The sequence below is a fragment of the Pannonibacter sp. CBAS1226 genome, assembly GCF_055685825.1.
In genome coordinates, this window is sequence record NZ_JBVOUO010000012.1 from 14,179 (window position 1) to 37,987 (window position 23,809).

Annotated in this window: 22 protein-coding genes; 11 read left to right on the top strand and 11 right to left on the bottom strand. The window is 63.7% G+C overall.

All coding sequences use genetic code 11. From position 1 onward, the window contains the following. The 4 genes from AC0CMF_RS22495 to AC0CMF_RS22510 form a co-directional block, all read right to left on the bottom strand. Positions 1 to 1,431, bottom strand: a complete 1,431-nt coding sequence (locus AC0CMF_RS22495) for a type II and III secretion system protein family protein (RefSeq protein WP_208982611.1) — start codon at positions 1,429 to 1,431, stop codon at positions 1 to 3. Between the two features lie 49 nt (positions 1,432 to 1,480). Beyond that, positions 1,481 to 2,263, bottom strand: a complete 783-nt coding sequence (gene cpaB / locus AC0CMF_RS22500) for a Flp pilus assembly protein CpaB (RefSeq protein ID WP_050472202.1) — start codon at positions 2,261 to 2,263, stop codon at positions 1,481 to 1,483. Between the two features lie 247 nt (positions 2,264 to 2,510). Then, on the bottom strand, positions 2,511 to 3,026 hold the full coding sequence (locus AC0CMF_RS22505) for an A24 family peptidase (protein ID WP_374630274.1): 516 nt from the start codon (positions 3,024 to 3,026) through the stop codon (positions 2,511 to 2,513). A gap of 152 nt (positions 3,027 to 3,178) precedes the next feature. Next, on the bottom strand, positions 3,179 to 3,358 hold the full coding sequence (locus tag AC0CMF_RS22510) for a Flp family type IVb pilin (protein ID WP_374630273.1): 180 nt from the start codon (positions 3,356 to 3,358) through the stop codon (positions 3,179 to 3,181). 333 nt (positions 3,359 to 3,691) lie between these two features. On the opposite strand from AC0CMF_RS22510, the gene AC0CMF_RS22515 reads away from it, so the two are divergent. The 5 genes from AC0CMF_RS22515 to AC0CMF_RS22535 all read left to right on the top strand — a co-directional run bounded on the left by AC0CMF_RS22515 (position 3,692) and on the right by AC0CMF_RS22535 (position 8,173). Then, the gene (locus AC0CMF_RS22515; RefSeq protein ID WP_050472205.1) at positions 3,692 to 4,177 is read left to right on the top strand and encodes a pilus assembly protein N-terminal domain-containing protein; all 486 of its coding nucleotides are present in this window, start codon (positions 3,692 to 3,694) and stop codon (positions 4,175 to 4,177) included. Positions 4,178 to 4,206: 29 nt separating this feature from the next. Next, complete coding sequence (locus tag AC0CMF_RS22520; protein WP_472482474.1) at positions 4,207 to 4,845, top strand: TadE/TadG family type IV pilus assembly protein; 639 nt, start codon at positions 4,207 to 4,209, stop codon at positions 4,843 to 4,845. After that, positions 4,839 to 5,444, top strand: a complete 606-nt coding sequence (locus tag AC0CMF_RS22525; RefSeq protein WP_374630271.1) for a TadE/TadG family type IV pilus assembly protein — start codon at positions 4,839 to 4,841, stop codon at positions 5,442 to 5,444. Before AC0CMF_RS22520 ends, AC0CMF_RS22525 begins: the two co-directional genes overlap by 7 nt. A 120-nt stretch (positions 5,445 to 5,564) precedes the next feature. After that, entirely contained in the window at positions 5,565 to 6,977 is a 1,413-nt protein-coding gene (locus tag AC0CMF_RS22530) for a bifunctional enoyl-CoA hydratase/phosphate acetyltransferase (protein WP_094463897.1), read from the top strand. Then, on the top strand, positions 6,974 to 8,173 hold the full coding sequence (locus tag AC0CMF_RS22535; RefSeq protein WP_374630270.1) for an acetate/propionate family kinase: 1,200 nt from the start codon (positions 6,974 to 6,976) through the stop codon (positions 8,171 to 8,173). The genes AC0CMF_RS22530 and AC0CMF_RS22535 overlap by 4 nt, the downstream gene beginning before the upstream one ends. A gap of 468 nt (positions 8,174 to 8,641) precedes the next feature. Here the strand turns inward: AC0CMF_RS22535 and AC0CMF_RS22540 are convergent, their stop codons facing one another. From AC0CMF_RS22540 to AC0CMF_RS22570, 7 genes are all read right to left on the bottom strand, one after another. Beyond that, positions 8,642 to 9,700: a phosphate/phosphite/phosphonate ABC transporter substrate-binding protein gene (locus tag AC0CMF_RS22540; RefSeq protein WP_472482475.1), complete on the bottom strand. Its 1,059-nt coding sequence runs from the start codon at positions 9,698 to 9,700 to the stop codon at positions 8,642 to 8,644. Beyond that, entirely contained in the window at positions 9,648 to 10,508 is an 861-nt protein-coding gene (locus tag AC0CMF_RS22545) for a DUF1186 domain-containing protein (protein WP_374630268.1), read from the bottom strand. Before AC0CMF_RS22545 ends, AC0CMF_RS22540 begins: the two co-directional genes overlap by 53 nt. 142 nt (positions 10,509 to 10,650) lie before the next feature. Further along, a complete protein-coding gene (hrpB, locus tag AC0CMF_RS22550; RefSeq protein WP_374630267.1) occupies positions 10,651 to 13,149 on the bottom strand; it encodes an ATP-dependent helicase HrpB in 2,499 nt (832 codons plus the stop codon). Between the two features lie 412 nt (positions 13,150 to 13,561). Further along, on the bottom strand, positions 13,562 to 14,590 hold the full coding sequence (gene glk / locus AC0CMF_RS22555) for a glucokinase (RefSeq protein WP_050472211.1): 1,029 nt from the start codon (positions 14,588 to 14,590) through the stop codon (positions 13,562 to 13,564). Continuing rightward, positions 14,587 to 15,030 (bottom strand): methylglyoxal synthase, encoded by a 444-nt coding sequence (locus AC0CMF_RS22560; RefSeq protein ID WP_094463888.1) that lies wholly within the window; start codon positions 15,028 to 15,030, stop codon positions 14,587 to 14,589. The genes glk and AC0CMF_RS22560 overlap by 4 nt, the downstream gene beginning before the upstream one ends. 129 nt (positions 15,031 to 15,159) lie before the next feature. Further along, positions 15,160 to 16,032 carry a DUF1194 domain-containing protein gene (locus AC0CMF_RS22565; protein WP_374630266.1) on the bottom strand — a complete coding sequence of 291 codons (873 nt, stop codon included), beginning with the start codon at positions 16,030 to 16,032 and terminating at the stop codon, positions 15,160 to 15,162. Between the two features lie 160 nt (positions 16,033 to 16,192). Beyond that, entirely contained in the window at positions 16,193 to 17,029 is an 837-nt protein-coding gene (locus AC0CMF_RS22570; protein ID WP_374630265.1) for a DUF1194 domain-containing protein, read from the bottom strand. Between the two features lie 520 nt (positions 17,030 to 17,549). Here AC0CMF_RS22570 and AC0CMF_RS22575 point away from each other — a divergent pair. From AC0CMF_RS22575 to cdd, 6 genes are all read left to right on the top strand, one after another. Continuing rightward, positions 17,550 to 18,560: a sugar-binding transcriptional regulator gene (locus AC0CMF_RS22575; protein ID WP_186392195.1), complete on the top strand. Its 1,011-nt coding sequence runs from the start codon at positions 17,550 to 17,552 to the stop codon at positions 18,558 to 18,560. A 61-nt stretch (positions 18,561 to 18,621) separates the two neighbouring features. Further along, positions 18,622 to 19,602 carry a BMP family lipoprotein gene (locus tag AC0CMF_RS22580; RefSeq protein ID WP_094463895.1) on the top strand — a complete coding sequence of 327 codons (981 nt, stop codon included), beginning with the start codon at positions 18,622 to 18,624 and terminating at the stop codon, positions 19,600 to 19,602. 134 nt (positions 19,603 to 19,736) lie between these two features. Further along, the gene (locus AC0CMF_RS22585) at positions 19,737 to 21,290 is read left to right on the top strand and encodes an ABC transporter ATP-binding protein (protein ID WP_050472215.1); all 1,554 of its coding nucleotides are present in this window, start codon (positions 19,737 to 19,739) and stop codon (positions 21,288 to 21,290) included. Then, the gene (locus AC0CMF_RS22590; protein ID WP_050472216.1) at positions 21,287 to 22,402 is read left to right on the top strand and encodes an ABC transporter permease; all 1,116 of its coding nucleotides are present in this window, start codon (positions 21,287 to 21,289) and stop codon (positions 22,400 to 22,402) included. The genes AC0CMF_RS22585 and AC0CMF_RS22590 overlap by 4 nt, the downstream gene beginning before the upstream one ends. Positions 22,403 to 22,416: 14 nt before the next feature. Continuing rightward, positions 22,417 to 23,385, top strand: a complete 969-nt coding sequence (locus AC0CMF_RS22595; RefSeq protein WP_374630264.1) for an ABC transporter permease — start codon at positions 22,417 to 22,419, stop codon at positions 23,383 to 23,385. Next, complete coding sequence (gene cdd, locus AC0CMF_RS22600) at positions 23,382 to 23,771, top strand: cytidine deaminase (protein WP_374630263.1); 390 nt, start codon at positions 23,382 to 23,384, stop codon at positions 23,769 to 23,771. Before AC0CMF_RS22595 ends, cdd begins: the two co-directional genes overlap by 4 nt. Positions 23,772 to 23,809 lie beyond the last annotated feature (38 nt).

Genomic DNA, 23,809 nt, shown 5'->3' on the forward strand with positions numbered 1-23,809 from the left:
CTATTCATAGATGAACCCCACCTGACCCTGATAGCTGCCCGGCACCGGAGCACCGGCCGTGTTGAACACCCGGTTCAGCTGATTGAAGAAAATGGTCTCGCCATCCGACGGCGGCGCAAAGTTGCTGTCCGGCCGGGCAAGCGCGCTCTGCGCCACCGGCTTGACAACATAAGGGGTCACGAAAACCACCATCTCCGTCTGCTGGCGGAGAAAATCGCGGCTCTTGAACAATGCGCCCAGCACCGGAAGCTGCATGAGGCCGGGCACGCCGCTCACCGTCTGCCGGTAGCTTTCCTTCAGCAGGCCTGCCATTACCAGCGTACCGCCTGAGGGAAGCTCAACCGTTGATTCCGCCCGGCGCACCTTGATCGCCGGGATCGTGATGCCGCCGGTCGTCACTGCCCCTTCATCCGAAAGCTCGCTCACTTCCGTCTTGATCCGGAGGCTCACATTGCCTTCGTTCAGCACAACGGGAGTGAAGTCGAGACCCACACCGAATTGCTTGAACTCGACGCCGATCTTGTCGTTGTCGTAGCTCACCGGAATGGGAAACTCGCCGCCGGCAATAAAGCTGGCGTTTTCACCGGAAATGGCGGTCAGCGTCGGTTCGGCCAGAGTGCGGATGACACCGTCACGCTGCAAGGCCCGGATCTGCGCGGCAAAACTGTTGCCTCCGGACGAAAAGGAACCCAGAAGGCTGCCCTGCGACGTAATTCCGGTATTGACGGGGAAGCTGGCCGCATTGGCGATGCCAAGCCCGAAGCTGCCGCTCGACAGCGTTCCGGACATGGTGACGCCAAGCTGCTTGATGACCGAGCGGTCCACTTCCGCCACGGTTACCTTGAGCTGGATCTGATCCTTGCCGCCGACGGAGATCATGTTCAAAACCGGCTGACTGGAAGAGCTTCCCCCCTCCCCATTGCCCTGTCCCAGAAAACGGCTGGCCAGATCGGCAGCCTTCTGGGCATCCGCCGTGCTCGGCGCCGTGCCGGAAAGCACCACGCTGCCATTGAGCGAATCTGCGCGAATGTCGGTGTTCGGCATCAGCTTGCGGATGATGGCATTCAGATCCGACGTATCCGGCTCAACCCGCACGCTGAAGCTCGCAATCTCGCGGCCAGTGGTACCAAAGAGCACCACGCTTGCCTGGCCTGCCCTGTTGCCCACCACATAGATGCGGTTGCGGCTGCGCACCGTTGCATTGGCGATCTCGGGCTCCGACACCAGCACATCAGCCACATCTTCGGCGACATCAACCACCACGGAGCGGCCAAGGCCGACACGCAGGATACGCTCGCCGGCCCTTTCGCCGGCAGCAATGCTGACAGATTTCGGGAACCCTTGAGCAACGGCGGGCGCCGGAGTGCCAAGGAAGGCACCAAAAGCCAGTTGTCCCGCCATCAGCATGATGGCCAGCCATCTGCCTGTCATGGCCTTTTCCTTCCCGTTTGCTGTCCCGCCATCAACACGCATCGCGGCCTCACTGTCCTGCGCCGTTGCTGGAGACGCCGTAGCGCACAAAATTGACGCTGCCCCTGTCCCGGCGCGATGCGCTGTCTGCGGCATCGTCAGCAGAATCCTCGGCACTGCGCAGTGTCAGCGAGATTTTGCCAAGCTGCTGAGCCTGGGCCACCACCTCGGCCTGTTCGGGGGAAAGCTCCAGCGTGGCCGTGCGGTCCGGCTGCAGAGACTTGCCTTCCCGCTCTCCGGCAATGACTGCGTCGATGGCAAGCACCCTCACATTCTGCAGTATCGTCTCGGCAACGGCGCTCGTGACGCTGCCTTGCACTGTTCTGGTGAGGATCACGTCAACCTTGTTGCCCGGCAGAATGAAACCACCGGCCATCGTCTCGGTTTCGACCGAAACGGCAATAGCGCGCATGCCCTTGGGCAGCACGGATGCCATGTAGCCATTCGCTGCGGTGATCAGGCGCTGCTCGCGCAGCGGTTCGCCGTTGTAGAGTGGCGCCTTGGCAACCTGCCCCGCCATGGAGCGCTCGGCATCAGGCTGCTGGTCGCGGGTGACCGCGCCGGCCGGCACCACATCTCTCGGCCAGTCGACCCATTTCAGATCATGGGACTGCACCAGTTCGCCCGGCTTCACGTCGCGCGTGACGATAAGGACGGGCACCGTTGGCTGTGTGGCGACCTCTGCCTGAACCGGTGCGGGCTGTTCGGGAGCACGCGACGACATCACCATGCGCGCCGCGAGAAGTCCCGCGCCGATCGCGATGCCGAGCACCAGAAGCCTTGCATGTTTCATCGCAACTCATCCACCAACACAAGCCAGCCCTTTGCAGGCTCGCTGTTAATGTGGCAGGCAATTCGTCAAAACATAGTTAACCAAGGGTGAGGAAGATTGGTTAACCTGTTTTAACGCCTTACGAACTTCCTCAACGTGGCGCAGAAGAAGTATATTCAGGCAAACAAGGGCTACAACCAGCATATTATACCAAGGCCCTGAAATGCGGGGCGCAACATGCCTTGAATTTGCCCGGACGCCGCACGGGTTAGTGCCAGCTGCCGAGCAAGGTGAACCAATGACTGGAGGGGTAAACGTGCAGCGCGGCCGCTGCGAGGGCTATTCCGTAGGGAATACCGGACTTCTGGTCAAGCAGCCGGGCTGACCAGTCATGACGTCCCAGCATTTCAGGGACGAAGGGCATCTGGCGCAGCTGCAAGAGGCCAAGCGTGAGGACCATGCCATAAATTGCGGTGAGAAGCACAAACTCGGTCAAGGACTGGCCAAGTCCGAACCACAGAGCAGCGGCAGCTGCGAATTTGGCGTCACCGCCACCCATCCAGCCCATGGCGAACATCGCAAAACAGGCGGACAGCACGAGCGCACCTGCGGCAAGGTGCAGGCCAAACACAGAAACAGGCATGCCCGTCGCGGCCGCCAGGATGCAGAAGGCACCGGCGAGCAGGAGAGACACCCTGTTGGGGATCGTCATGGTCAACAGATCAGACGAGGCAGCAAAGGCGGTAAGAACCGGAAAGACGACGAGAAGGGCTGCTTCAATCATCCTGTTCCACCGGGTTTAAGGATTGATACCTAGACACTGATAAGCTGGCACATCAGGCCCTAACATACTTGAGTGCCAGATGGGCCTGACGGTTCAGCTGACGCATGCCCCGCCCCGTCCAGAAAACGGGGCATGCGAGCAATTGATGCAGATCAGCCGCCAGTGGCAGTCTGGAGAGCCGTGTTGACTCTGGTGAACACAGCAGTCAACGAACCGCCCGTCAGCTGCAGAATGCCCACGATCACGACCGAGATCAGACCTGCAATCAGGCCATATTCGATGGCGGTTGCGCCGGATTCATCCTTGGCGAAACGCGCGAAAAGCTTCTTCATCTGGTTTGCTCCATAGTCACATGATTGACAGCTCCGCCCGCCGGCCTTGTTTCCGGCCGATCGAACTTGAGCTGACGCTACGACCGCCACGTTTCTATCTAGTTAAAATTATCCGCATTTATCAGAAACCACCCTGACGTTACTTTCTTGGTTAATGATAGGATGCCTCTATAGGTAAACTTTTCCTATAATTTTCCAAATAACCAAAAGTATCGATACCTGTTCAGCGGACTTTGCAGATTAGAAACTGCAGCTTCGCATTAGGGTTTCATTCACCAAAAAACGTCATGATTGACAAGATTCATGAGCTTCACGGCCCTGATGGAGTGAGACATGCCGCGCATCCCACATTCGCTCATACCGCTGGCTGGACTGGCTGTTCTGCTGCCGGTGGCGCTGGCTGCCGCTGAGGGCGTCTCCGTTCCTGTGGATCAGTCGAAGGTCTTCCGGATCGAGCAGCCGGCAAGCACCGTGATCGTAGGCAACCCTGTCTTTGCGGCTGTCACAATGCATGACCGCTATACGGTTGTTGTCACCGGCAAGTCAGCCGGCACCACCAACCTGATCATACTGGACGCCAATTCCGAGCCGATCATCGACGAGCCACTCACCGTCACCGCCGGATCGCAAAACACGGTCACAGTGATGCGCAAAGACACACGCTACAGCTACAGCTGTGCGCCGAACTGTGACGCGATACCGCTGCCCGGTGATGGCAAGGATGTGTTCACGACAACTGCCGAGCAAATCAACCAGCGCGACCAGATGGCACTGCAGGCAGCTGGCAAGGCGAGCGCAGGTCAGCCTGTTCAGCGCTAGAGCAATTTCAGAAAAACCGGGAACCGGTTTTGCGTCCGGACTTGCTTGAAACCAAATGGATAGAACACGTCCGGCAGCGTCGCTTTCATCGAAAGGCTCTAGGCAGGGGAATGCAGAAGGTGCAGCAGGAAAGCCAGCGCAAACAGGGACGAGGCTTGTTCCGCGCGTTCCGGCGCGACCGTTCCGGGGCAACGGCGATTGAGTTTGCGATCGTTGCGATGCCGTTCCTTGCCATTATCTTTGCCATCATCGAGTTTGGCCTTGCCTTCTTCGTCAACCGGATTCTGGATAACTCGGTGGCTGATGCAACCCGGCTGATCAAAACCGGTCAGGCACAGCAGCAAGGGCTTAACGAGGCACAGTTCAAGGCTGCGGTCTGCACACAGCTGACAACAGCCCTTTGCAACGAAAGCCGGCTTGAAATTGACGTCCGGGTCTTCAACAGTTTCTCGCAGATTTCCCTGCCGGATCTTGTCGATGCCAACGGCAACTCGACCGGCCGGTCGAGCTATGCCACCGGCAAAGGCGGACAGATTGTCGTCGCGCGGGTGATTTACCGGTGGCCGATGTTCACCTCGCTGCTGCGGACGAATGCCGGAGACACCGGCAACATGGAACGCCTGCTGATCTCCACCGCCGTCTTCCGTAACGAGCCCTTCCCATGGTGAGCCTCCGCATCCTGCTTGCCCCCCTGCGCAAGGCCCTGGCCGCGTGCGGATTTTCAACCCGCCGCCTGATCCGGGACAGGGGAGGTGTGGCCGCTGTCGAGTTTGCTCTCATCCTGCCGCTTCTTCTGATTGTGATGATCGGCACGGCAGAAACCACGTCCGCGCTCAACTACAAGCGCAAGATCTCACAAGTCGCCTTTTCGATGGCCGATCTTGTGTCGCAATCATCAAGCCTCTCCTCCGGCGACATATCCGACATCATGGTGGCGGCCGGAGCCATTATGGAGCCCTTCCCGTCCGATGGCCTCACTGTGGTCATCGCCAGCGTGAGCTTTGATTCCAATAGCAAGGCAAGCGTGGACTGGAGCGTGAACCAGACCGGCGGCACACCCTGGAGCAAGGGCTCCGTTCCTCCGGTCACCTTCCCTGCAGGAACAGCAAGACCGGGCACCAGCGTCATCATTGGCCGCGCCAGCAATACCTACATCCCCCTGTTCGCCAGCATGGCGCAGAGCATTTTCCCGCGTGCTGCGGAGATCTTCATGGAAGACACCTACTTCCTGCTGCCGCGGCTGAGCGACAAGGTGACATTTAATTAGGGTGCCGAAATTTTCGTCAGGCGCCTTTGAGCTGTGTCATGGGCAGCTGTCATCATCGCTGCGAAAAGCCGTGCGATGCTGTCAGATACGGCAGGCACAGGCAAGACCGAGGCAGAACGCATGGCGAGCAACCGCACCTACGACCAGATCACCATTGGCGAAACGGCAACCGTTTCAAGAACCTGCACCGCCAACGACCTCTATATCTTCGCTCATGCCTCCGGCAACACCAACCCGCTGCACCTGCCCAGAGCCGAGGGGAGCGAGCGCACGGGCGAGCCGCCTTTTGCCCCGTCCATGTGGATCGGCGCGCTTGTTTCCGCCGTTCTGGGCAACATCCTGCCCGGCCCCGGCACCATCTACCGCAGCCAGACCTTCTCCTTCCACGGCCGCGTCCTTCTGGGCGACACGCTGAATGTCAGCGTGCAGGTGGTGGCGAAGGAGGCAGACCGGACGGTCCGTCTTGCCACACGGGTTTCCCGGCCCGATGGCACAGCCGTTGCCGATGGCATGGCGGTGGTGACGGCGCCCGATGAACAGATCATCTTTGACACCACCGATCTGCCCGCGCTGTTGCTGGAGCGGCACCGGCATTTCGACCGGTTCATCAGCTGTGCCCGGCGTCTGCCGCCGCTGGTGACTGCGGTGATCGCCCCGGAAGACGCCAATTCGCTGGGCGGCGCCCTGCTTGCCGCAAACGATGGCCTGATCCGCCCCATCCTGATCGGCGACCGGGCGAAGATCGAAAAGACGGCCCAGTCGCTGGGGGCCTCGCTGGAGGCTTTCGAGATCGAGCATGTGCCCGATGAATCCGACGCCGCCGCACGCGGCGTTGCCATGGTGCATGAGGGCCGCGTCTCCGCCGTCATGAAGGGGCACCTGCACACCGACCTTCTGCTGAAACACGTGGTCAAGCGCGACGGCGGCCTGCGCACACGGCGGCGCATCAGCCATGTCTTCGTCATGGATGTGCCCGGCCACCCGACGCCGGTGCTCATTTCCGATGCTGCAATCAACATCGCCCCGGATCTGGAAACCAAGGTCGACATCATCCAGAACGCCATCAATGTTGGCCTTGCCATTGGCCTGGACGAGCCGAAGGTGGGCATTCTCTCGGCCATCGAGACGGTGAACCCGGCCATTGCCTCCAGCCTTGATGCGGCGGTCCTGTCCAAGATGGCCGAGCGCGGCCAGATCACCGGCGGCCTCGTGGACGGGCCGCTGGCCATGGACAATGCCATCGACCTGCAGGCCGCCCGCACCAAGGGCATCAATTCGCTGGTGGCAGGCCGGGCGGAAGTGCTGATCGTGCCGAACCTTGAGGCCGGCAACATGCTGGCCAAGGAACTGACCTTCCTCGCCCATGCCGAGACCGCCGGTCTTGTCGCCGGGGCCAAGGTGCCGGTGATCCTGACCAGCCGCGCCGATGATGACCGCGCCCGCCTTGCCTCCTGTGCGCTCGCCCTGCTGTATCAGCACTGGCTGACCACGGGCGCATCCATCGTCACCGGTGACATGGACCCCGCCGAATGAGCAGCGCACAGACGGATCAGGCGGTGCTGGTGCTGAATGCCGGCTCCTCATCGCTGAAATTCAACCTCTACCAGGGCACGGCAGAGCTTCTGAAAGGCCAGGTCGAAGGGATCGGCAGCACGGCCATGCGGCTGAAGGCGCAGCGGCCCTCCGATGGCACGCGGCTCGACGCGACATTGGAAGCCCCTGCCGGAGCGGCATCGGCGACCGGGCACGAAGCGGCCCTTGCTGCGGTTCTGGGCCTGATCCGTGAGGCCTTCGAGGGCCTCAGAATTTCAGCGGCCGGGCACCGGGTGGTGCATGGCGGCATCGGCTTCGAGGTCCCTGCCGTCATTGATGACAGCGTGATGGCAGAACTGGAGCGCCTCGTTCCCCTCGCCCCGCTGCACCAGCCGCATAATCTGGCGGGCATCCGCGCCGCGCAGAAGGCATTCCCGGATGCGCTGCAGGTCGCCTGTTTCGACACGGCCTTCCACCGCAATCACCCCTGGGTGAATGACGCCTTCGCCCTGCCGCTCCCGCTTTATGACGAGGGCGTGCGGCGTTATGGCTTCCACGGCCTGTCCTATGAATACATCACGCAGCATCTGGCGGAGACGGCGCCGGAAGCTGCAAAGGGCCGGCTGATCGTCGCCCATCTCGGCAATGGCGCTTCCATGTGCGCCATACAGGATGGCCGCAGCATCGGCTCCACCATGGGCTTCACCGCGCTCGACGGCCTGCCCATGGGCACCCGCTGCGGCCAGCTGGACCCGGGCGTGCTGCTCTATCTGATGCAGGAAAAGGGCATGACGGCAGAGGCAATATCGGATCTGCTCTACAAGCAGTCCGGCCTCAAGGGCCTGTCCGGCCTCAGCCAGGACATGCGCGAGCTGGAAGCCGCCGGAACGGAAGCGGCCCGCAAAGCCATCGACTATTTCACCTTCCGCGTCCGCCGCGAGATGGGCGCCATGGCCGCCATTCTCGATGGCGTGGACACCATCGTCTTCACCGGCGGCATCGGCGAGCATGCGGTCAACGTCCGCCAGGCGGTCTGTGCCCCGCTCGGCTGGCTGGGTGCCAGCCTTGACGAAAACGCCAACCGCAGCAGCGCCCGCATCATCTCCACCCCCGCCTCCCGCGTCACCCTCATGGTAGTTCCCACCAATGAGGAAGAAATGATCCGGCGGCATACGGTGAAGGCACTGAGGGGTTAGGAGACGCGTTGAAGCCGGGCGGCGGCATTGGAAGGCCCGCTGCAACTGGCCGCAGCTTCCCTCTCCTTGAGCTACTGCATGCACACATCGTGCTTTGAGCCGAAGAGGGTGTGGAGAAAGCCAGAAGTCTGGTTATTCCGGCACGGCTTTTCAGCCCCCCTCCCCCTCGTGGGGAGGGGTTAGGGGTGGGGGGAAAGCCTTTCCGTCTGGCAAAGTATCCATTGGTTCCGGACAGCCGTTCTTCTTGATGTCTCTCCAGGCATCTATCTGTCTTTCATATAGTTTTCGGCTCAGAGCCCCCCACCCCTTACCCCTCCCCACCAGGGGGAGGGGGGCGGCAGGCGTCCTCCCGAAAAGCAAACGCCTCATTGCGGGCAGTTCCCAGACCTGATGTGTGAATCCGGTAGCCCCCAGAGGGGGAGGGGGGCTGAAAAGCCGTGCCGCGCGACCAAACTGCAGCATTTCCCATCACGGCGGCAGCAGTTCGCCTTCCCCGCCGTCTTCGGGCAAGGCCGCAGGAGCAGCGGACTGCTGGTCCGCGATCTCCTTCAGCATCGCCTGCCATTGCGGCTCCAGCGGCAGCATTACGGCGGAGAAGTCTTCCGGCAGCACCGGCACGAAGCCGCCGCCGAAATCCGGCTCGATGGCGAAATAGGCGCCCGGCGCTTCGTCCTGAAGGCTGGACAGCATCTGCCGCAGCCGGTCCTTCAGCTCGGGCGCCACATCGGAGCGCACCACATGCACGGCAAAAGGAATGCGCGGCGACTGCCAGACGACCGTCAGCCGGCCCACATCCAGCCGCATCCTGTCATAGGCCTGCATCAGGGTTCCGGCGCTGTAGCCGGTGTCTGCCTCGCCCAGCAATGTGGACCAGCCCAGCGCAGCTTCGGCCAGGCCGTCATGGAGCGCGGCAAGCCCCTCCTCAGGGCCGGAAACGGGAACAAGCGCGGAGAAAAACTGGCGCGGATCGCGTCCTGAAGCGGCAAGAGCGGCCAGCGGCACACGGAAGGCTGCCGTCGAGCGGGCCGGGCCAATGGCCAGCCGCTTTCCCGCCAGCGCCTCCAGAGAGGACACTTCGCCGGCTTTGGTCATCAGAATGGCGTGAAACCCGTCTGCCCCGTCCCCGTCACGGGGCGCGGCCAGTGGCTCGACACAGGCGCAGGCCTTGCGTGCAGCCGCATAGGCCGTGGCAGACAGGCGGCCGTACTGCACATGACCAGCGATGAGGGCGTCCGTCAGTTCGCCCAAGGTGTCCATGAGAAACAGATCAGCCGGAAGGCCCAGCCGGTATTCCAGCTCGTCGCGGAAGGGTTCGGCCTCGGACCGGGCATCATCGCGCCCGGCCGTAACCACGCCAATGCGGAAGCGGCTGCCCATGTCCTGCGCCAGTGCCTGCCCTGCGGCCAGCGGGGCAAGCACCGCAAGGCAGCAGACGGCAAGGCAGTAGACGGCAAGGACTGGCAGCCAGCTGCCGTCAGTTCGGCAGATAGGGCTCTTCGTCCTCGGCAGCTTCCAGGAAGGGCACATCCATCCACTCGTCTTCATCGCCATCCCAGGACCATTCGCCCAGAAGCTCGACCGTATCCTCGAAGGGGAAATAGCGGTTCGTGGCCATCCAGAGCTCGCGGGATTCTTCGTTTTCTTCCGACAGGCTGGCCGCTTCCAGATGAAGGGCGAAGTCTTCCGGGTCCACCGGACGGAAACCGCCTTCGTCCATCATGATCGAGCCATCGGTGAACAGCTTTGCGATCGGCTCTTCCAGTTCCTCAAAGCCGAGGTCACCGGCGGCACCGATGTAGCTGCCCCAAAGATAGCTGTCCGGCGCCGGGCGCACGGTCTTCGGGAAGGCCTTCAGCACGGAGAGGGCATGCTCGCGCGGCACTTCGCCGGAGAGCACGCCATAGACCCAGGCCACCATCATGGCATCGCGCGCGTAATCGTCGGCGTTGCGGTCGGAGAACCCTTCCTCGAAGACGCTGTAGCCGCCCGGATTGAGGGCGATCAGGATCGGCCCCATGGTTTCGATCAGGCAGTCGCCAAACAGGGCTTCAAGATCCTGATCCGTGCTGCGCAGCAGGCGCATCAGGGGCTGGAAGGCCGCGGTGACCTTGAGGTCGGCCAGGATGTGCAGCGCGAGGAAGCAGGCATCGCCCTTTTCGTCGAGCTGGCTGAGCTCACCCGTGCCACCGGCCACGCGGTCTTCCAGAATGGCCATCAGCGCCGGAACGGAGGCGGACGGAGTGGACAGGCATTCGCGGACGTCAGCCTCCGGGAAGCCCTCGCCTGCAGTGAAACGGGCAATGATGTCCTTGGGGTCAAAGGCGGCGGCGGTCATGGCAGATACTCTCTTGAAACTGAAGTTGACGCAGATCTACCACGAAGGCCGCCGATAAGCGACCGCGAAGCTCTTATTCCAAGGCTTTGAGATGCTGACGCATCACGCCTTGAACTTGCTCAGGCGCCGCACGGGCTTGAACTTACGTTCCCCGTGGTTTGGCGCGTCTTGTCGCCTCTGCGGAGGCAGGGTCATCCGGCCAGGGGTGGCGCGGATAGCGGCCCTTCATCTCCGTCTTCACATCCGCCCAGGAGCCTGCCCAGAAGCCCGGCAGGTCCCGCGTGATCTGGATGGGCCGGTGGGCGGGCGACAGAAGTTCCAGCGTCAGCGGAATGCGGCCATCGGCAACGGCTGGATGCCGGGCGAGGCCGAACAGCTCCTGCACGCGGATGGAAATGGACGGGCCGCTTTCTGCGCCATAATCGATGGGCACATGCGAGCCGGTGGGCGCGGTGAAATGCGATGGCGCCAGCCGGTCAATCTCCGCAGCACCGCCATAGCCCAGCAACCCGGAGAGCGCGTTGCCGAGGCAGGCGGCATCCACGTCCGAAACACGGGTGAAGCCCGCCATATAGGGCAGAAGCCAGTCTTCCAGCGTCTCCTGAAGGGCGGCATCGGAGAGGTCCGGCAGATGCTCTGCCCCTGCGGCCCGCACGAAACCGGCACGGGCGCGCAGGCGCAGCTGATCATTGGTCCAGGGCAGCCGTGCCACACCGCGCCGGGCAATTTCCGCCAGCAGCGCCTTGGCCACCAGCGCTGCATCCGGGTTGGCGATCTGCCGGGAGGCCAGTTCCAGCGCTCCCAGCCGGACCACACGGCGCGCCCGCACCAGACCAGAAGGCTCCAGCCGCACGTCATCGGTTTCAGTGATATCTGCGGCAAACATCGTCTCGATGGCCTCAAGCCCGAGGGGCGCTGCCAGCATGATCCGGCCCGACTGGGCCTTGCCCTGAATATCGGCAACGGCCAGAAAGGCCTCGCCTGCCAGCGCATGTTCTTCCGGCAGCTCCGCCCCGCGCCCGTTGGCAAGGCGGAAGCGGCCGCGCTGGCCCCGGCCCTGCGCCACCCGCTCGGGGAAGGCCAGCGCCAGCACTTCACCGGCCAGTTCCGGGGCGCCGCCATCGCTGTCCTGCCCGGTCTTCGCGCCGCCTTCAGCTGCCATCTTCTGCCAGCGGGCCGCAAGGGCGCGGGCATCGCGGCTGCGCGGATCATTGTCCCGGCGCAGGCGCCTCACCCTCTCGCGCAGATCCACATCCATGCCGCCAAGGCCGGGTTCGGACAGGATCGCAGCCACCTCCCCCGCCAGCCGTCCAAGACCCAGCGCCTCAGCCTCCACGATCATATGCGCAAGGCGCGGCTCGATGGGCAGGCGCGCAAGGCGCTGACCATGCGGCGTCAGGCGGCCTTCGCCGTCCAGCGCATGAAGCTGCGTCAGCAGGCTGCGCGCTTCTGCCCAGGCGCCAGAAGGCGGGGCATCGGGGAAGGACAGGGTGGCCGGGTCCGCCGTGCCCCAGGCCGCCAGATCCAGCACCAGCGAGGAAAGATCGGCTTCCAGAATCTGCGGCCGTTCGGCCGGCATCAGCGCCTGTGTCTGCGCTTCGTCCCAGAGCCGGTAGCACACGCCGGGCTCCGTCCGGCCCGCACGGCCCCTGCGCTGGTCTGCCGTGGCCCGTGACACGCGCACGGTTTCCAGCCGCGTCAGCCCCGTCTGCGGCTCATAGCGCGGCACACGGGAGAGGCCGCTGTCGATCACCGTCCGCACGCCCTCGATGGTGAGCGATGTCTGGGCGATGGAGGTGGCCAGCACCACCTTGCGCTCGCCCTCCTTCGCCGGGCGGATGGCAGCATCCTGTGCCTTGCCGTCCAGCGCGCCGTAAAGCGGGGCGATGCGCACATGGGCAGGCACCTGGCCCTCCAGCGCCTCGGCCACCCGGCGGATTTCGCCCTGTCCGGGCAGGAACACCAGCAGCGAGCCATGCTCTTCCGCCAGCGCCTTGCGCACGGCCCGCACCACCTGCGGCTCGATCCGCTCTTCCGCCTTGCGGCCGAGATAACGGGTTTCAACGGGGAAGCTGCGGCCCTTGCTCTCGATGACCGGCGCGCCGCCGAGCAGCCTTGCGACGCCGGCGGCATCCAGCGTCGCCGACATAGGCACCAGCCTCAGGTCATCACGCAGCGCCCCCTGCACATCGAGTGCCAGCGCAAGGCCGAGATCGCCTTCGAGCGAGCGCTCATGAAACTCGTCAAACAGCACGCAGGCGACGCCGGTCAGTTCCGGGTCATCCAGAATCATGCGGGTAAAGACGCCCTCGGTGATCACCTCGATACGGGTGCGGGCGCTGACGCGGCTTTCCATGCGCACCCGGTAGCCGACAGTGCCGCCCACCTCCTCGCCAAGGCTTTCGGCCATGCGAAGGGCAGCAGCACGGGCGGCAAGGCGGCGCGGCTCCAGCAGCAGAATGCGGCCATCACAGCGCCAGGGCGCGTCCAGCAGCGCCAGCGGCACACGGGTGGTCTTGCCCGCACCAGGCTCTGCCACCAGCACCGCATTGCTGCCCGCCGCAAGCGCCGCCAGCAACTCCGGCAGCGCCGCATCAATGGGCAGGGGCGGTGACCGCCAGGTGTCCACTTTCTCAGCCACGCGGGCCTCTCCTGCTGCCTGCCTCGGTCATCTGAAGGCAGTGTTCGTTGCGGATAGAATCCCGCAGTGCTGCATCTGATCTGTGGCAGGGCGCCTCCGCCCCCCTCCCCCTCGTGGGGAGGGGTAAGGGGTGGGGGGCTTTGAGCTTGAAAAGGCGAACTTTTCCTCAAGAGGCTGGAGAGGAGAGACTGTCTGTGATCAATCGATACTCTGCCAGACGGAAAGGCTTTCCCCCCACCCCTAACCCCTCCCCACGAGGGGGAGGGGAGCTGATACGCCGTGCCGGAATGCCCAGAACCCAGGCTTTCATCAGACCTTAGCCCGGAACCCCACCGGAGTCCGTTGTCGACACTGCCCCCTCTTGGGGAGGAGAGCGGAGAGGCCCGGCATAGAGATCACACCGCCCAAAACCTCAATCCTGCGCGGACCAGTGGCGGCCCTTGGTGCCGACGGCGAAGCGGTCCGGGGTGCGGGCGTAGGCGGCAAGTCCGTCCACCGCCGGGTTGGGGTGATGGATCAGGAACACCGGGATCGAGGCCATCAGCTTGGCATGGGGAGCCTTGGCTTCGAAAGCGGCGCGGAAGCCGCCCTTGCGCAGGAACGGCGCAATGTGGGACGACACGCCGCCCGCGATATAGACACCGCCGCGCGCCAGAACCGAAAGCGCAAAATCCCCCGCCACCCGGCCAAGGCAGCGGGCGAAGATCTCCAGCGTTTCCACTGCCACCGGATCTCCGGCATTGGCCGCCTGCGTGATGTCAGCCGCAGACGTGAAATGCGGCTCCGCCTTGCGGGCGCGGGCAACAGCCCCGGCTAAACGCGGCAGGCCGGTGCCGCTTAGCACTTCCTCGGCGCCGATGCGCCCGCCGTTGCGCGGGATATGCGGCCAGATCTCGTAGTCCTCGGGCGTCACGGGACCCAGTTCCACGTGGCCGCCTTCACCGGGCACCGGCACCCAGGTGTCAGCCGCATAGATCATCGCCGCCGCACCCAGCCCCGTGCCGGGGCCGACAACGAACTTGGAGGCGCCCGCCAGGGGCTCGCCGCCGCCGATCTGCTCGATATCCTCCCCGGACAGACCGGGCAGCGCCAGCGCCTGCGCCTCGAAGTCGTTGAGGATCACCACGTCCCTGAGACCAAGGCCGGCGATCATCTGCAGCGGCTCCACCACCCAACTGGCGTTGGTCAGGGGAATGCGGTCACCGGTGACAGGGCCGGCCACGGCGATGACGGCCGAGCGCGGCGCCGGCACATCCTGCCCCGCTAGGCAGGCGCGGATGGCGGCATTGATGTCCGGATGGGCCGCCGTCGGCTGGGACGGCAGCTTGATGCCCGGCGTTTCTTCATCCAGCACAAGGGCAAAGCGGGCATTGGTGCCGCCCACATCCCCGACCAGAACGGGGAAAGCGAACGGGCGCTGGCGGGTCTCAGTCAGGCTCATGTGCGCGGGCCGGCCACTTCAGGAGTATCGGAGGAGCTGCGCAGGCCAGTCAGGCGGGCCGAGCGCAGCAGGATTTCGGCGGTCGAGAGGTTGAGCGCCATCGGGATATCGTAGACCAGCGCAAGGCGCAGCAAGGCCTTCACATCCACATCATGCGGCATGGGCGACAGCGGGTCGGCAAAGAAGATGAGCCCGTGCAAGCGGCCTTCGGCGATCATGGCGCCGATCTGCTGATCACCGCCCAGCGGCCCGCTCTTCAGCGGCGTCAGGTCGAGGCCGGGACAGGCCGCCTTGATGCGCCCGCCCGTGGTGCCCGTGCCGACCAGCCGGAAGGCGGCGAGCTTTTCCTCGTTGCGCTGCGCGAAGGCAACCATGGCGTCTTTCTTGGCGTCATGGGCCACAAGGGCCAGCACCGGACGTTCCGCCTCCATCCGCATCATCTCCCGCAAGCTTGCACCGGCGCAGAAGCGCCATCAAAATCACGGCAACAGCTTTAGCGCCTTGCGCGGGAAACGCAAAGCGCGAGCTGAGCCGCGATCACAGGAAGATGCTGCAAGGCGCGAAGCTGCCTATGGTTCCTCGTAGATGAACCGCCGCTGCTGCCAGCGCCGCTCGCCTTCGAGGCAGAAGGGATCGATGCCATCGGCCACCCGGATCAGCCGGGACTCATCAGGTGCTTCGGGCCGGGGCAGAACCGGCATGGCGATTTCCAGCACCAGCTTGCGGCGCACGGCTTCGGCAAACCGCTCCGCGCCGCGCACCGGCACGATGAAGGAGCCGGGACCGCCGATGACACAGGTTTCGTAGTAGCGGTCGAGGTCTGCCATGTCGAACCAGCCCGGCCGCACATCCTTCAGCTGCAGCGGCAGGCCGTTGATGACGATGCCCTGCGCCACCACCTGATCGCGGGCGGCGGGCGCATAGGTGCCCTGATTGTTCGGCCCATCCCCGGAAATGTCGATGACCTTGCGCGCGGCACTGTAGGGCAGCGTTTCGAACTGCTGCGCTGAAAACAGCAGCGCATCGCCGATGGCGGTGCGGTAGGCGCGGCTGATGGGGGCTTCGCCCAGCGCATCGGCAAATTGCTGCGCGCTGGCTTCGTCCGAGATCACATGCCAGTCAATCAGGACCGAGCGGGACAAGGTGCCTGCCCACTCCACATAGATGACAGCAATGCTGCCGGTCAGGCCGCCCCGGATCGCCTCCAGCACATCCGGCGAGGTAATCGCCTGCATATAGCCCTGCCGCTGCAGGCGCTGTTCATCCATGTCCATGGAATAGGAAATGTCGACCGCCAGCACGAGGGCCACATCCACTTCCTGCGGCAGATTCTGCTGGGCCGCCGCCCCGCCCGTCACGCCGGCAAGAGCCAGCAGCACCAGCGCCGTGCGCAACCATCCGGCGCATGAGCGCAACCGGCGCAGAATGTTGAAGGGCGTCATGCCGGACCTCCCCTTGCTCCGGCAGCGCCAATACGCCGCCGGACACAGGAAAGTCTGTCAGCCTTGCCGGCAAAAACCCAATCGCATCTTCGTGAGCGGCGGCAAGCCACCGCCTCACGGGGCGCAACTTCGTGAGCGGCGGCGGCTGGCCGCCACTCCTCTAGTCAAACAGATTGCAGCTGACCGTCTTGCGGCCTGCGGCCGGGATGATCAGAGGCTGATTTTCCATCAGCCCGGCAATCTCCAGCACCAGCTTCATCCGGACAGCCTCGGCAAAGGCCTCCTTTGAGCGCACCGGGATGGCAAAGGCCCCCGGTCCGCCAATGACGCAATCCTCGTAATAGTGATCGAGATGCAGCATCGCCTGCCAGGCGGAGGTTTCCGACTTCAACATCAGCGGCAGGCCGTTGATGGTGATACCGGCCGAGATGACCTTGTCGCGCATCTGGGTGACGGTGCCGCCCTGATTGTTCGGCCCGTCTCCGGAAATGTCGATCACCTTCCTGAGGCCCTGATATTCGTTGGAGGCAATCAGCTCAGCCGACTTTTCCAATGCCGAGAAGATCGACGTTCTCTGCATCTGCCGCAGGGGGGCTTCGGCGATGCGGGCGGCAAAGGCCGCAGCAGTGGCTTCGTCCTGGATGATGGACCATTCCGCCACGGTGAAATGCTCACCCACGCCGCTCCACTCAAAGTAGGTGATGGCAATGCGCCCTGTCGGTCCGTCGCGGATGGCGGCCAGCACCTCCCGCGAGGTCAGGGCCGAGACATATCCGGCCCGCTGCACCTCCTGCTCGTCCCGGTCCATCGACTGGGAAATGTCGACGGCCAGCACCAGCTCGACGTCCACTTCGGCATCTGCCGAATAGGCCGTGGAGAAATTGCCCGGGAGCGAACGCTCGGCGAGAGCTGTTATTGAAGTAAATGCCAAGATGGCAAGACCGCCAATGGCGGCACTGCAGACGTCACGTCCGGTTTTGCACAGTGTGAGACGCATGGTGTTCTCCATGTCTTGGCCGAAGCCGGTTTCCCACACCTCCCTCTCTACTTTTGTTGTTGCGGCTAAACAGACGGTTAATCCGAGAATCTCGGCAATTTGCCGATATTTTCAGAGCCTTGAACACGCGCCGGATAGAATTGTTCCAAGCAAGCATTATGCCACAAGTAAGGCGGCGAAGATTGTGCCAGCAAAACAAAAGACGCACAGAATGCACCTGCGTGAACCACTAGGCAAAATTTGCCCAGCAACCGGCAGATATTGCCGGATCCGCCCGCCAACAGGGCAATTCCTGCCTAATGCCCATGCAAACTGCTGCGCACGGCAGCATCCCTGCCCCTGTCACGGCAGCAGGCGGAAAAGCGCAAGTTTCAGCCGGAAAACACGCCAAATCCGCTTGACGCCGGACGAGCAGGCAGGCATCTTTGCTGAAAGAATTCACAGCGGCTGAAGAAAATTTCAGTCAACCAGAGGCTCAAGATCCGGGCGAAAGACCTGGACGCAGCAGGCGGGGCAATTCGTGCAGGACGAGGACTGGACCACCTACCTCTCGATCCGCGCCGCGTGGCTCTCCTTCGTGGGGGGCAGCACGCAGGGTGAGATTGCCGCGCGTCTTGGCGTGTCACCGGCCAAGGTCCACCGTCTTATTGCCCACGCCCAGAAGGAAGGCCTTGTCCGCTTCCAGATCGAAGGCCGCCCGATCGAGTGCCTCGAGCTGGAAGACGAACTGACCCGGCATTTTGCCCTGACCAGCTGCATCATTGCGCCGGACCTTGGCGGCGGCGACCAGACGACGGCCATCCGCGCCGTTGCCTCCGTCGCGGGCCCCTTCCTGTCCAACCTGCTTTCGGGGCCGGAAATCCGTCAGCTCGGCGTCGGCATGGGCCGGACGCTGAAGGCTTCGGTCGCGGCCATGCCGCGCCTGTCCCGGCCGGACCTTGCCATCATCTCCATCTCCGGCTCGCTGATGCGCAAGCTTTCGGCCAACCCGTTTGACATCGTGCAGCCGCTGATCGAGCGCACGGGCGGGGAAGGCTACTATCTGCCGGTGCCCTATTTTGCCGAAAGCCTGGAGGAGCGCGACATGTTCCTCGGCCAGCGCAGCGTGCAGGATCTTCTGGCGCGTGCGCGGCGGTCGGATGCCTTTGTCGTTGGCATCGGCTCCATCGATGACGACGGTCATCTGGTGCAGCGCGGCATCATCCAGAAGGAAGATCAGGACGGCCTGATGCGCAGCAGCGCAGTCAGCGACCTGATGGGGCGGTTTGTCACAATCGAGGGCGCGCAGGTGCCCGTAAGTCTTGGCGAGTGCGCCGTGGGGCTTCACTACGAGGAAGTCCGCGGCTCTCGTGTCATTGCACTGGTGGGCGGGGAGAGCAAGGCAGACGCCACGCTCGCAGCGCTGCGCACCGGTGTCATCACCGACCTGATCGCGGATGAGACCCTGGCAAGGGCTCTGAAGCAGCGGCTCGGATCGAGCGGCCCTGTGACGGCAGCCTTGCTGCCCCGCAGTGCCCAAGAGGGGAAGTAAACCGGGACCAGCCATGGTGGCCGGGTCCAGTGCCGGAGGATGTAACGTGAAGAAGTTCCTGATGACGGGCGCCGCCATTGCAGGCGTCATGATGGCCAGCACCGCCTTTGCAGCGGATTTCCAGCCGGCAGTCGTCTATGACCTTGGCGGCAAGTTCGACAAGTCGTTCAACGAGTCCGCCTATACGGGTGCCGAGAAGTTCAAGAAGGACACGGGCGTCGAATACCGCGACTTCGAGATCCAGAACGACAGCCAGCGCGAGCAGGCCCTGCGCAACTTCGCCCGTCGCGGCATGAGCCCGATCGTCGCCATCGGCTTCTCCCATGCCAATGCCGTCGAGAAGGTCGCCAAGGAATTCCCGGACATCCAGTTTGCCATCGTCGACATGGTCGTGGACCTGCCGAATGTCCGCTCCATCGTCTTCAAGGAGCATGAAGGCTCCTACCTCGTTGGCCTGCTGGCAGCCAAGGCTTCGCAGACCGGCAAGGTCGGCTTCGTCGGCGGCATGGACATCGACCTGATCCACAAGTTCGCCTGCGGCTACAAGCAGGGCGTGATGGCCACCAACCCGCAGGCCGAAGTCTTCCAGAACATGACTGGCACCACCGGTGCTGCCTGGAATGACCCGGTGAAGGGCGGCGAGCTGGCCAAGTCCCAGTTCGACCGTGGTGCGGACGTTGTCTATCACGCAGCCGGCGCCACCGGTATCGGCGTGCTGCAGGCGGCCGCTGACGCGGGCAAGCTCGGCATCGGCGTCGACAGCAACCAGAACGGCCTGCACCCAGGCAAGGTTCTGACCTCCATGCTGAAGCGCGTGGACGTCGCCGTGGACAAGACCTTCACCGACGCCAAGAACGGCCAGTGGACCAGCGGCATCGAAGTGCTGGGCCTTGCCGAAGGCGGCGTGGACTACGCTCTGGACGAATACAATGCGTCCCTCGTCACCGATGAGATGAAGGCTGCTGCCGAACAGGCCAAGGCCGACATCATCTCGGGCAAGATCGCCGTCCACGACTACATGACGGACAAGACCTGCCCGTAACACCCTGAGGGACTGCGGCCCTTGTCCTGCGCCGGAAGGCCGGGGCAAGGGCTCTTTCCTTGTGACGCCGTGCCATGCGCCCGGCCCCTTTACCGACTGACGCCGGCCCTGTGGCCAGACGCGCGGGAGCATCCATGACCGCCGCCATCGAGCTTCGCAAGATCAACAAGTCCTTCGGGCCTGTGCATGCCAACAAGAACATCGATCTTGTGGTGGGCAAGGGATCGATCCACGGCATCATCGGCGAGAACGGTGCCGGCAAGTCGACGCTGATGTCGATCCTCTACGGCTTCTACAATGCCGACAGCGGCGAGATCCTGGTGGATGGCAAGACCGTGACCATCCGCGATTCCCGCCATGCCATCGGCCTTGGCATCGGCATGGTGCATCAGCACTTCATGCTGGTGGATCCCTTCACCGTGCTGGAAAACGTCATGCTGGGCGCCGAGGGCGGCAGCCTGCTGGCAGGCGGCGCGGGCAAGGTGCGGGCGGAACTGGCCCGGCTGGAAAACGAATATGACCTGAAGATCGATCCGGATGCGGTTGTCGGTGACCTGCCGGTCGGCCTGCAGCAGCGCGTCGAGATCCTGAAGGCGCTCTGCCGCGGCGCGGAAGTGCTGATCCTGGACGAGCCCACCGGAGTGCTGACCCCGGCCGAGGCCGACCATCTGTTTGAAATTCTGAAAGTCCTGAAGGCCCAGGGCAAGACGGTTCTGCTCATCACCCACAAGCTGCGCGAGATCATGGCCATCACCGACACGGTGTCTGTCATGCGCCGCGGCGAAATGGTGGCGACCCGCAAGACGGCGGAAACCTCCATGGAGGAACTGGCCGAGCTGATGGTGGGCCGCAGCGTGCTGCTGAAGGTCAACAAGCAGGCCGCCAGGCCCGGCGAGCGGGTGCTGGCCGTCGAGAACCTCACCGTCACCGACAGCCGGGGCGTCGATGTGGTGAAGGACGTGTCCTTCGAAATCCGCGCCGGGGAGATTGTCGGCATTGCCGGTGTCTCGGGCAACGGCCAGTCGGAGCTGCTGGAAACGCTGGCGGGTATCCGCCGTGCCCGCAAGGGCCGCATGTGGCTGAATGGCGAAACCATCGACCTTGCGGCCAATCCGAAAAATCCGGCGGAAATCCGCGCCATGAGCATGGGCCATGTGCCCGAGGACCGGCACCGGATGGGGCTTGTCACGTCCTTTGCCGAATATGAGAACGCCATTCTGGGCTATCACAACGATCCGGCCTATTCGAAGGGCCCGCTGCTGGACATGCGGGCCATCCGCAAGGCAGCCGAGGCGGAAATCGCCAAATACGACATCCGCCCGCCCAATCCGCTGCTGAAAACGGCCAATTTCTCCGGCGGCAACCAGCAGAAGGTGGTTCTGGCCCGCGAGATCGAGCGGGACCCGAACGTGCTGCTGGTCGGCCAGCCGACGCGCGGTGTCGATATCGGCGCCATCGAATTCATTCACAAGCGGCTGATCGAGCTGCGTGATGCAGGCAAGGGCCTGCTGCTCGTCTCCGTGGAGCTGGACGAGATCCGCTCCCTCTCCGACCGCATCCTGGTCATGTTCGACGGCCGCCTTGTCGGCGAGCGCGGACCGGATGCCACCGAAAACGAATGCGGCCTGCTGATGGCCGGTGTCACGGATGACGTGCCCGCCCGCGCCGCGCATGGAGGCAGAGCATGAGTGCCGGTTCCCTGCCGCGCTGGATCGACTTCGGCCTGATCCCGCTTCTCAACCTCACTGCAGCCTTCCTCGTCTCCGGGCTTGTGGTGCTGCTGATCGGCGAGAACCCGCTGGATGCGGTTCAAGTGCTGATCTGGGGTTCGATCGGCTATGGCGAGGGGATTGGTTTCACCCTGTTCTATGCCACGAACTTCATTTTCACCGGACTTGCCGTGGCCGTGGCCTTTCATGCGGGGCTCTTCAACATCGGCGGCGAGGGTCAGGCCTATCTCGGCGGCCTCGGTGCCGCCCTTGCCTGCCTTGCGCTGGACCAATATGCGCCCTGGTGGATCACGGTTCCGGTCGCCGTGCTCGCGGCAGCCCTTTACGGCGCAGCTTGGGCAGCCATTCCTGCCTGGCTGCAGGCCAAGCGCGGCAGCCATATCGTCATCACCACCATCATGTTCAACTTCATCGGCACGGCACTGATGGGCTATCTGCTGGTGAAGGTGATCAACAAGTCCGGCTCCATGCAGCCGGAAACCCGCACCTTCGCCGAAGGCGGGCAGCTGCCGCTGCTGGGGGATTTCTTCGGCACCAGCTTCTTCGGCTCGTCGCAGGTCAACCTTGCGGTCTTTCTGGCGCTGGCAGCGCTGGTGCTGGTGTGGCTGCTGATCTGGCGCACGCGGCTCGGCTATGAGATCCGCACCTTCGGTGCCAATCCCTCTGCCGCCGTCTATGCGGGCATTTCGCCGGTGCGCATCACCATCATCACCATGCTGATTTCCGGCGGTCTGGCCGGGCTGATGGCCATCAACGAGATCGTCGGCTCGCAGCACCGGCTGCTGATCGAATATGTCGCCGGCTACGGCTTTGTCGGCATCGCCGTGGCGCTGATGGGCCGGGCGCATCCGGTGGGTATCATGCTGTCGGCGATCCTGTTCGGCATGCTCTACCAGGGCGGGGCAGAACTCGCCTTCGAAATGCCGGCCATCACCCGTGACATGATCGTGGTCATCCAGGGCCTCGTCATCCTGTTCGCCGGGGCGCTGGAATACATGTTCCGCCCGGCGCTGGTGCGTCTGTTCAGCTTCTCCGCCAAGCCGGCCGCCGCTGCCGGCAAGACGGCCTGACGGGAGAACGAGCCATGTTCGAGACCCTGATCCTCATCCTCGATTCCACCGTCCGCCTGTCAGCGCCGCTGCTGCTGGCCTGCCTTGCCGGACTTTATTCGGAACGTTCGGGCATCGTCGACATCGGCCTTGAGGGCAAGATGCTGGGCGCTGCCTTTGGTGCAGCCTCCGTTGCCTTCATCACCGGCAATGCCTGGGCCGGGCTTGGCGCTGGCATCGTCGTGGCGGTCGGCCTTGCGCTGCTGCACGGCTTTGCCTCGATCACCAACCGGGGCAACCAGATCGTCTCCGGCGTTGCCATCAACTTCCTGGCGGCCGGGCTGACGGCCCTTCTGGGGCAGGCCTGGTTCAATCAGGGCGGGCGCACGCCGTCCCTGTCTGGCGGCGGGCGTTTTCTGGAAATCGAGCTGCCCTTTGCCACTGCCGTCAAGGACGTGCCCATCATCGGCTATGTCTATTTCGAGCTGATTTCGGGCCACAACATCCTCGTCTACATTGCCTTCCTTGCCGTTCCGGCCACATGGTGGGTGCTCTACCGCACCCGTTTCGGCCTGCGCCTGCGCGCCGTTGGCGAAAATCCGGCGGCGGTGGACACGGCAGGCATCTCCGTCACCTTCCTGCGCTACCGGGCAGTGGTCATGTGCGGGCTGCTCTGCGGCCTGGCAGGCAGCTATCTGGCGATTGCCCAGTCCTCCGGCTTCATCAAGGACATGACCGCCGGGCGCGGCTACATCGCGCTGGCGGCCCTGATCTTTGCCAAGTGGAAGCCGGTGAACGCACTCTACGCCTGCCTCCTCTTCGGCTTCCTCGATGCCATGGCCATCCGGCTTCAGGGCCAGCAGGTCCCGGGCATCGGTGAGGTGCCCGTGCAGGTGTTCCAGGCACTTCCCTACATTCTCACAGTCATCCTGCTGGCGGGCTTCATCGGCAAGGCCATTCCGCCCAAGGCCAGCGGCATCCCCTATCTGAAGGAGCGCACATGAGCGCGGTGGACAAGCTCTTCGAGGCGGCAAAGGCCGCCCGCGAAAACGCCTATGCCCGGTACTCGAACTTCAAGGTCGGCGCGGCGATCCTTGCCGCCGACGGCAAGATCTATCCGGGCTGCAACGTGGAAAATGCCGCCTATCCGCAGGGCGTCTGCGCCGAAGCTGGCGCCATCTCCGCCATGGTTCTGGCCGGTCAGCAGCAGATCGAGGAAGTGGTCGTCATCGCCGATGCCGCCCTCTGCACGCCCTGCGGCGGCTGCCGGCAGAAGCTGAAGGAATTCGCGGCCGGTTCCGTCAAGATCCATATCGCCAATCTCGACGGCATTCGCCGTACCTTCACCATCGACGAATTGCTGCCCGCCGGTTTCCAGCTTCTCGACTGAAGCGGACCCTCAACGCTGAAACAGAACAACACAAGGGA

Coding starts and splice junctions, on each gene's coding strand:
- AC0CMF_RS22495 (WP_208982611.1), bottom strand. CDS start 1,431: ATGACAGGCAGATGGCTGGCCATCATGCTGATGGCGGGACAACTGGCT.
- cpaB (WP_050472202.1), bottom strand. CDS start 2,263: ATGAAACATGCAAGGCTTCTGGTGCTCGGCATCGCGATCGGCGCGGGA.
- AC0CMF_RS22505 (WP_374630274.1), bottom strand. CDS start 3,026: ATGATTGAAGCAGCCCTTCTCGTCGTCTTTCCGGTTCTTACCGCCTTT.
- AC0CMF_RS22510 (WP_374630273.1), bottom strand. CDS start 3,358: ATGAAGAAGCTTTTCGCGCGTTTCGCCAAGGATGAATCCGGCGCAACC.
- AC0CMF_RS22515 (WP_050472205.1), top strand. CDS start 3,692: ATGCCGCGCATCCCACATTCGCTCATACCGCTGGCTGGACTGGCTGTT.
- AC0CMF_RS22525 (WP_374630271.1), top strand. CDS start 4,839: ATGGTGAGCCTCCGCATCCTGCTTGCCCCCCTGCGCAAGGCCCTGGCC.
- AC0CMF_RS22530 (WP_094463897.1), top strand. CDS start 5,565: ATGGCGAGCAACCGCACCTACGACCAGATCACCATTGGCGAAACGGCA.
- AC0CMF_RS22535 (WP_374630270.1), top strand. CDS start 6,974: ATGAGCAGCGCACAGACGGATCAGGCGGTGCTGGTGCTGAATGCCGGC.
- AC0CMF_RS22540 (WP_472482475.1), bottom strand. CDS start 9,700: ATGTGCCCTTCCTGGAAGCTGCCGAGGACGAAGAGCCCTATCTGCCGA.
- AC0CMF_RS22545 (WP_374630268.1), bottom strand. CDS start 10,508: ATGACCGCCGCCGCCTTTGACCCCAAGGACATCATTGCCCGTTTCACT.
- glk (WP_050472211.1), bottom strand. CDS start 14,590: ATGAGCCTGACTGAGACCCGCCAGCGCCCGTTCGCTTTCCCCGTTCTG.
- AC0CMF_RS22560 (WP_094463888.1), bottom strand. CDS start 15,030: ATGATGCGGATGGAGGCGGAACGTCCGGTGCTGGCCCTTGTGGCCCAT.
- AC0CMF_RS22565 (WP_374630266.1), bottom strand. CDS start 16,032: ATGACGCCCTTCAACATTCTGCGCCGGTTGCGCTCATGCGCCGGATGG.
- AC0CMF_RS22570 (WP_374630265.1), bottom strand. CDS start 17,029: ATGCGTCTCACACTGTGCAAAACCGGACGTGACGTCTGCAGTGCCGCC.
- AC0CMF_RS22580 (WP_094463895.1), top strand. CDS start 18,622: ATGACGGGCGCCGCCATTGCAGGCGTCATGATGGCCAGCACCGCCTTT.
- AC0CMF_RS22585 (WP_050472215.1), top strand. CDS start 19,737: ATGACCGCCGCCATCGAGCTTCGCAAGATCAACAAGTCCTTCGGGCCT.
- AC0CMF_RS22590 (WP_050472216.1), top strand. CDS start 21,287: ATGAGTGCCGGTTCCCTGCCGCGCTGGATCGACTTCGGCCTGATCCCG.
- AC0CMF_RS22595 (WP_374630264.1), top strand. CDS start 22,417: ATGTTCGAGACCCTGATCCTCATCCTCGATTCCACCGTCCGCCTGTCA.
- cdd (WP_374630263.1), top strand. CDS start 23,382: ATGAGCGCGGTGGACAAGCTCTTCGAGGCGGCAAAGGCCGCCCGCGAA.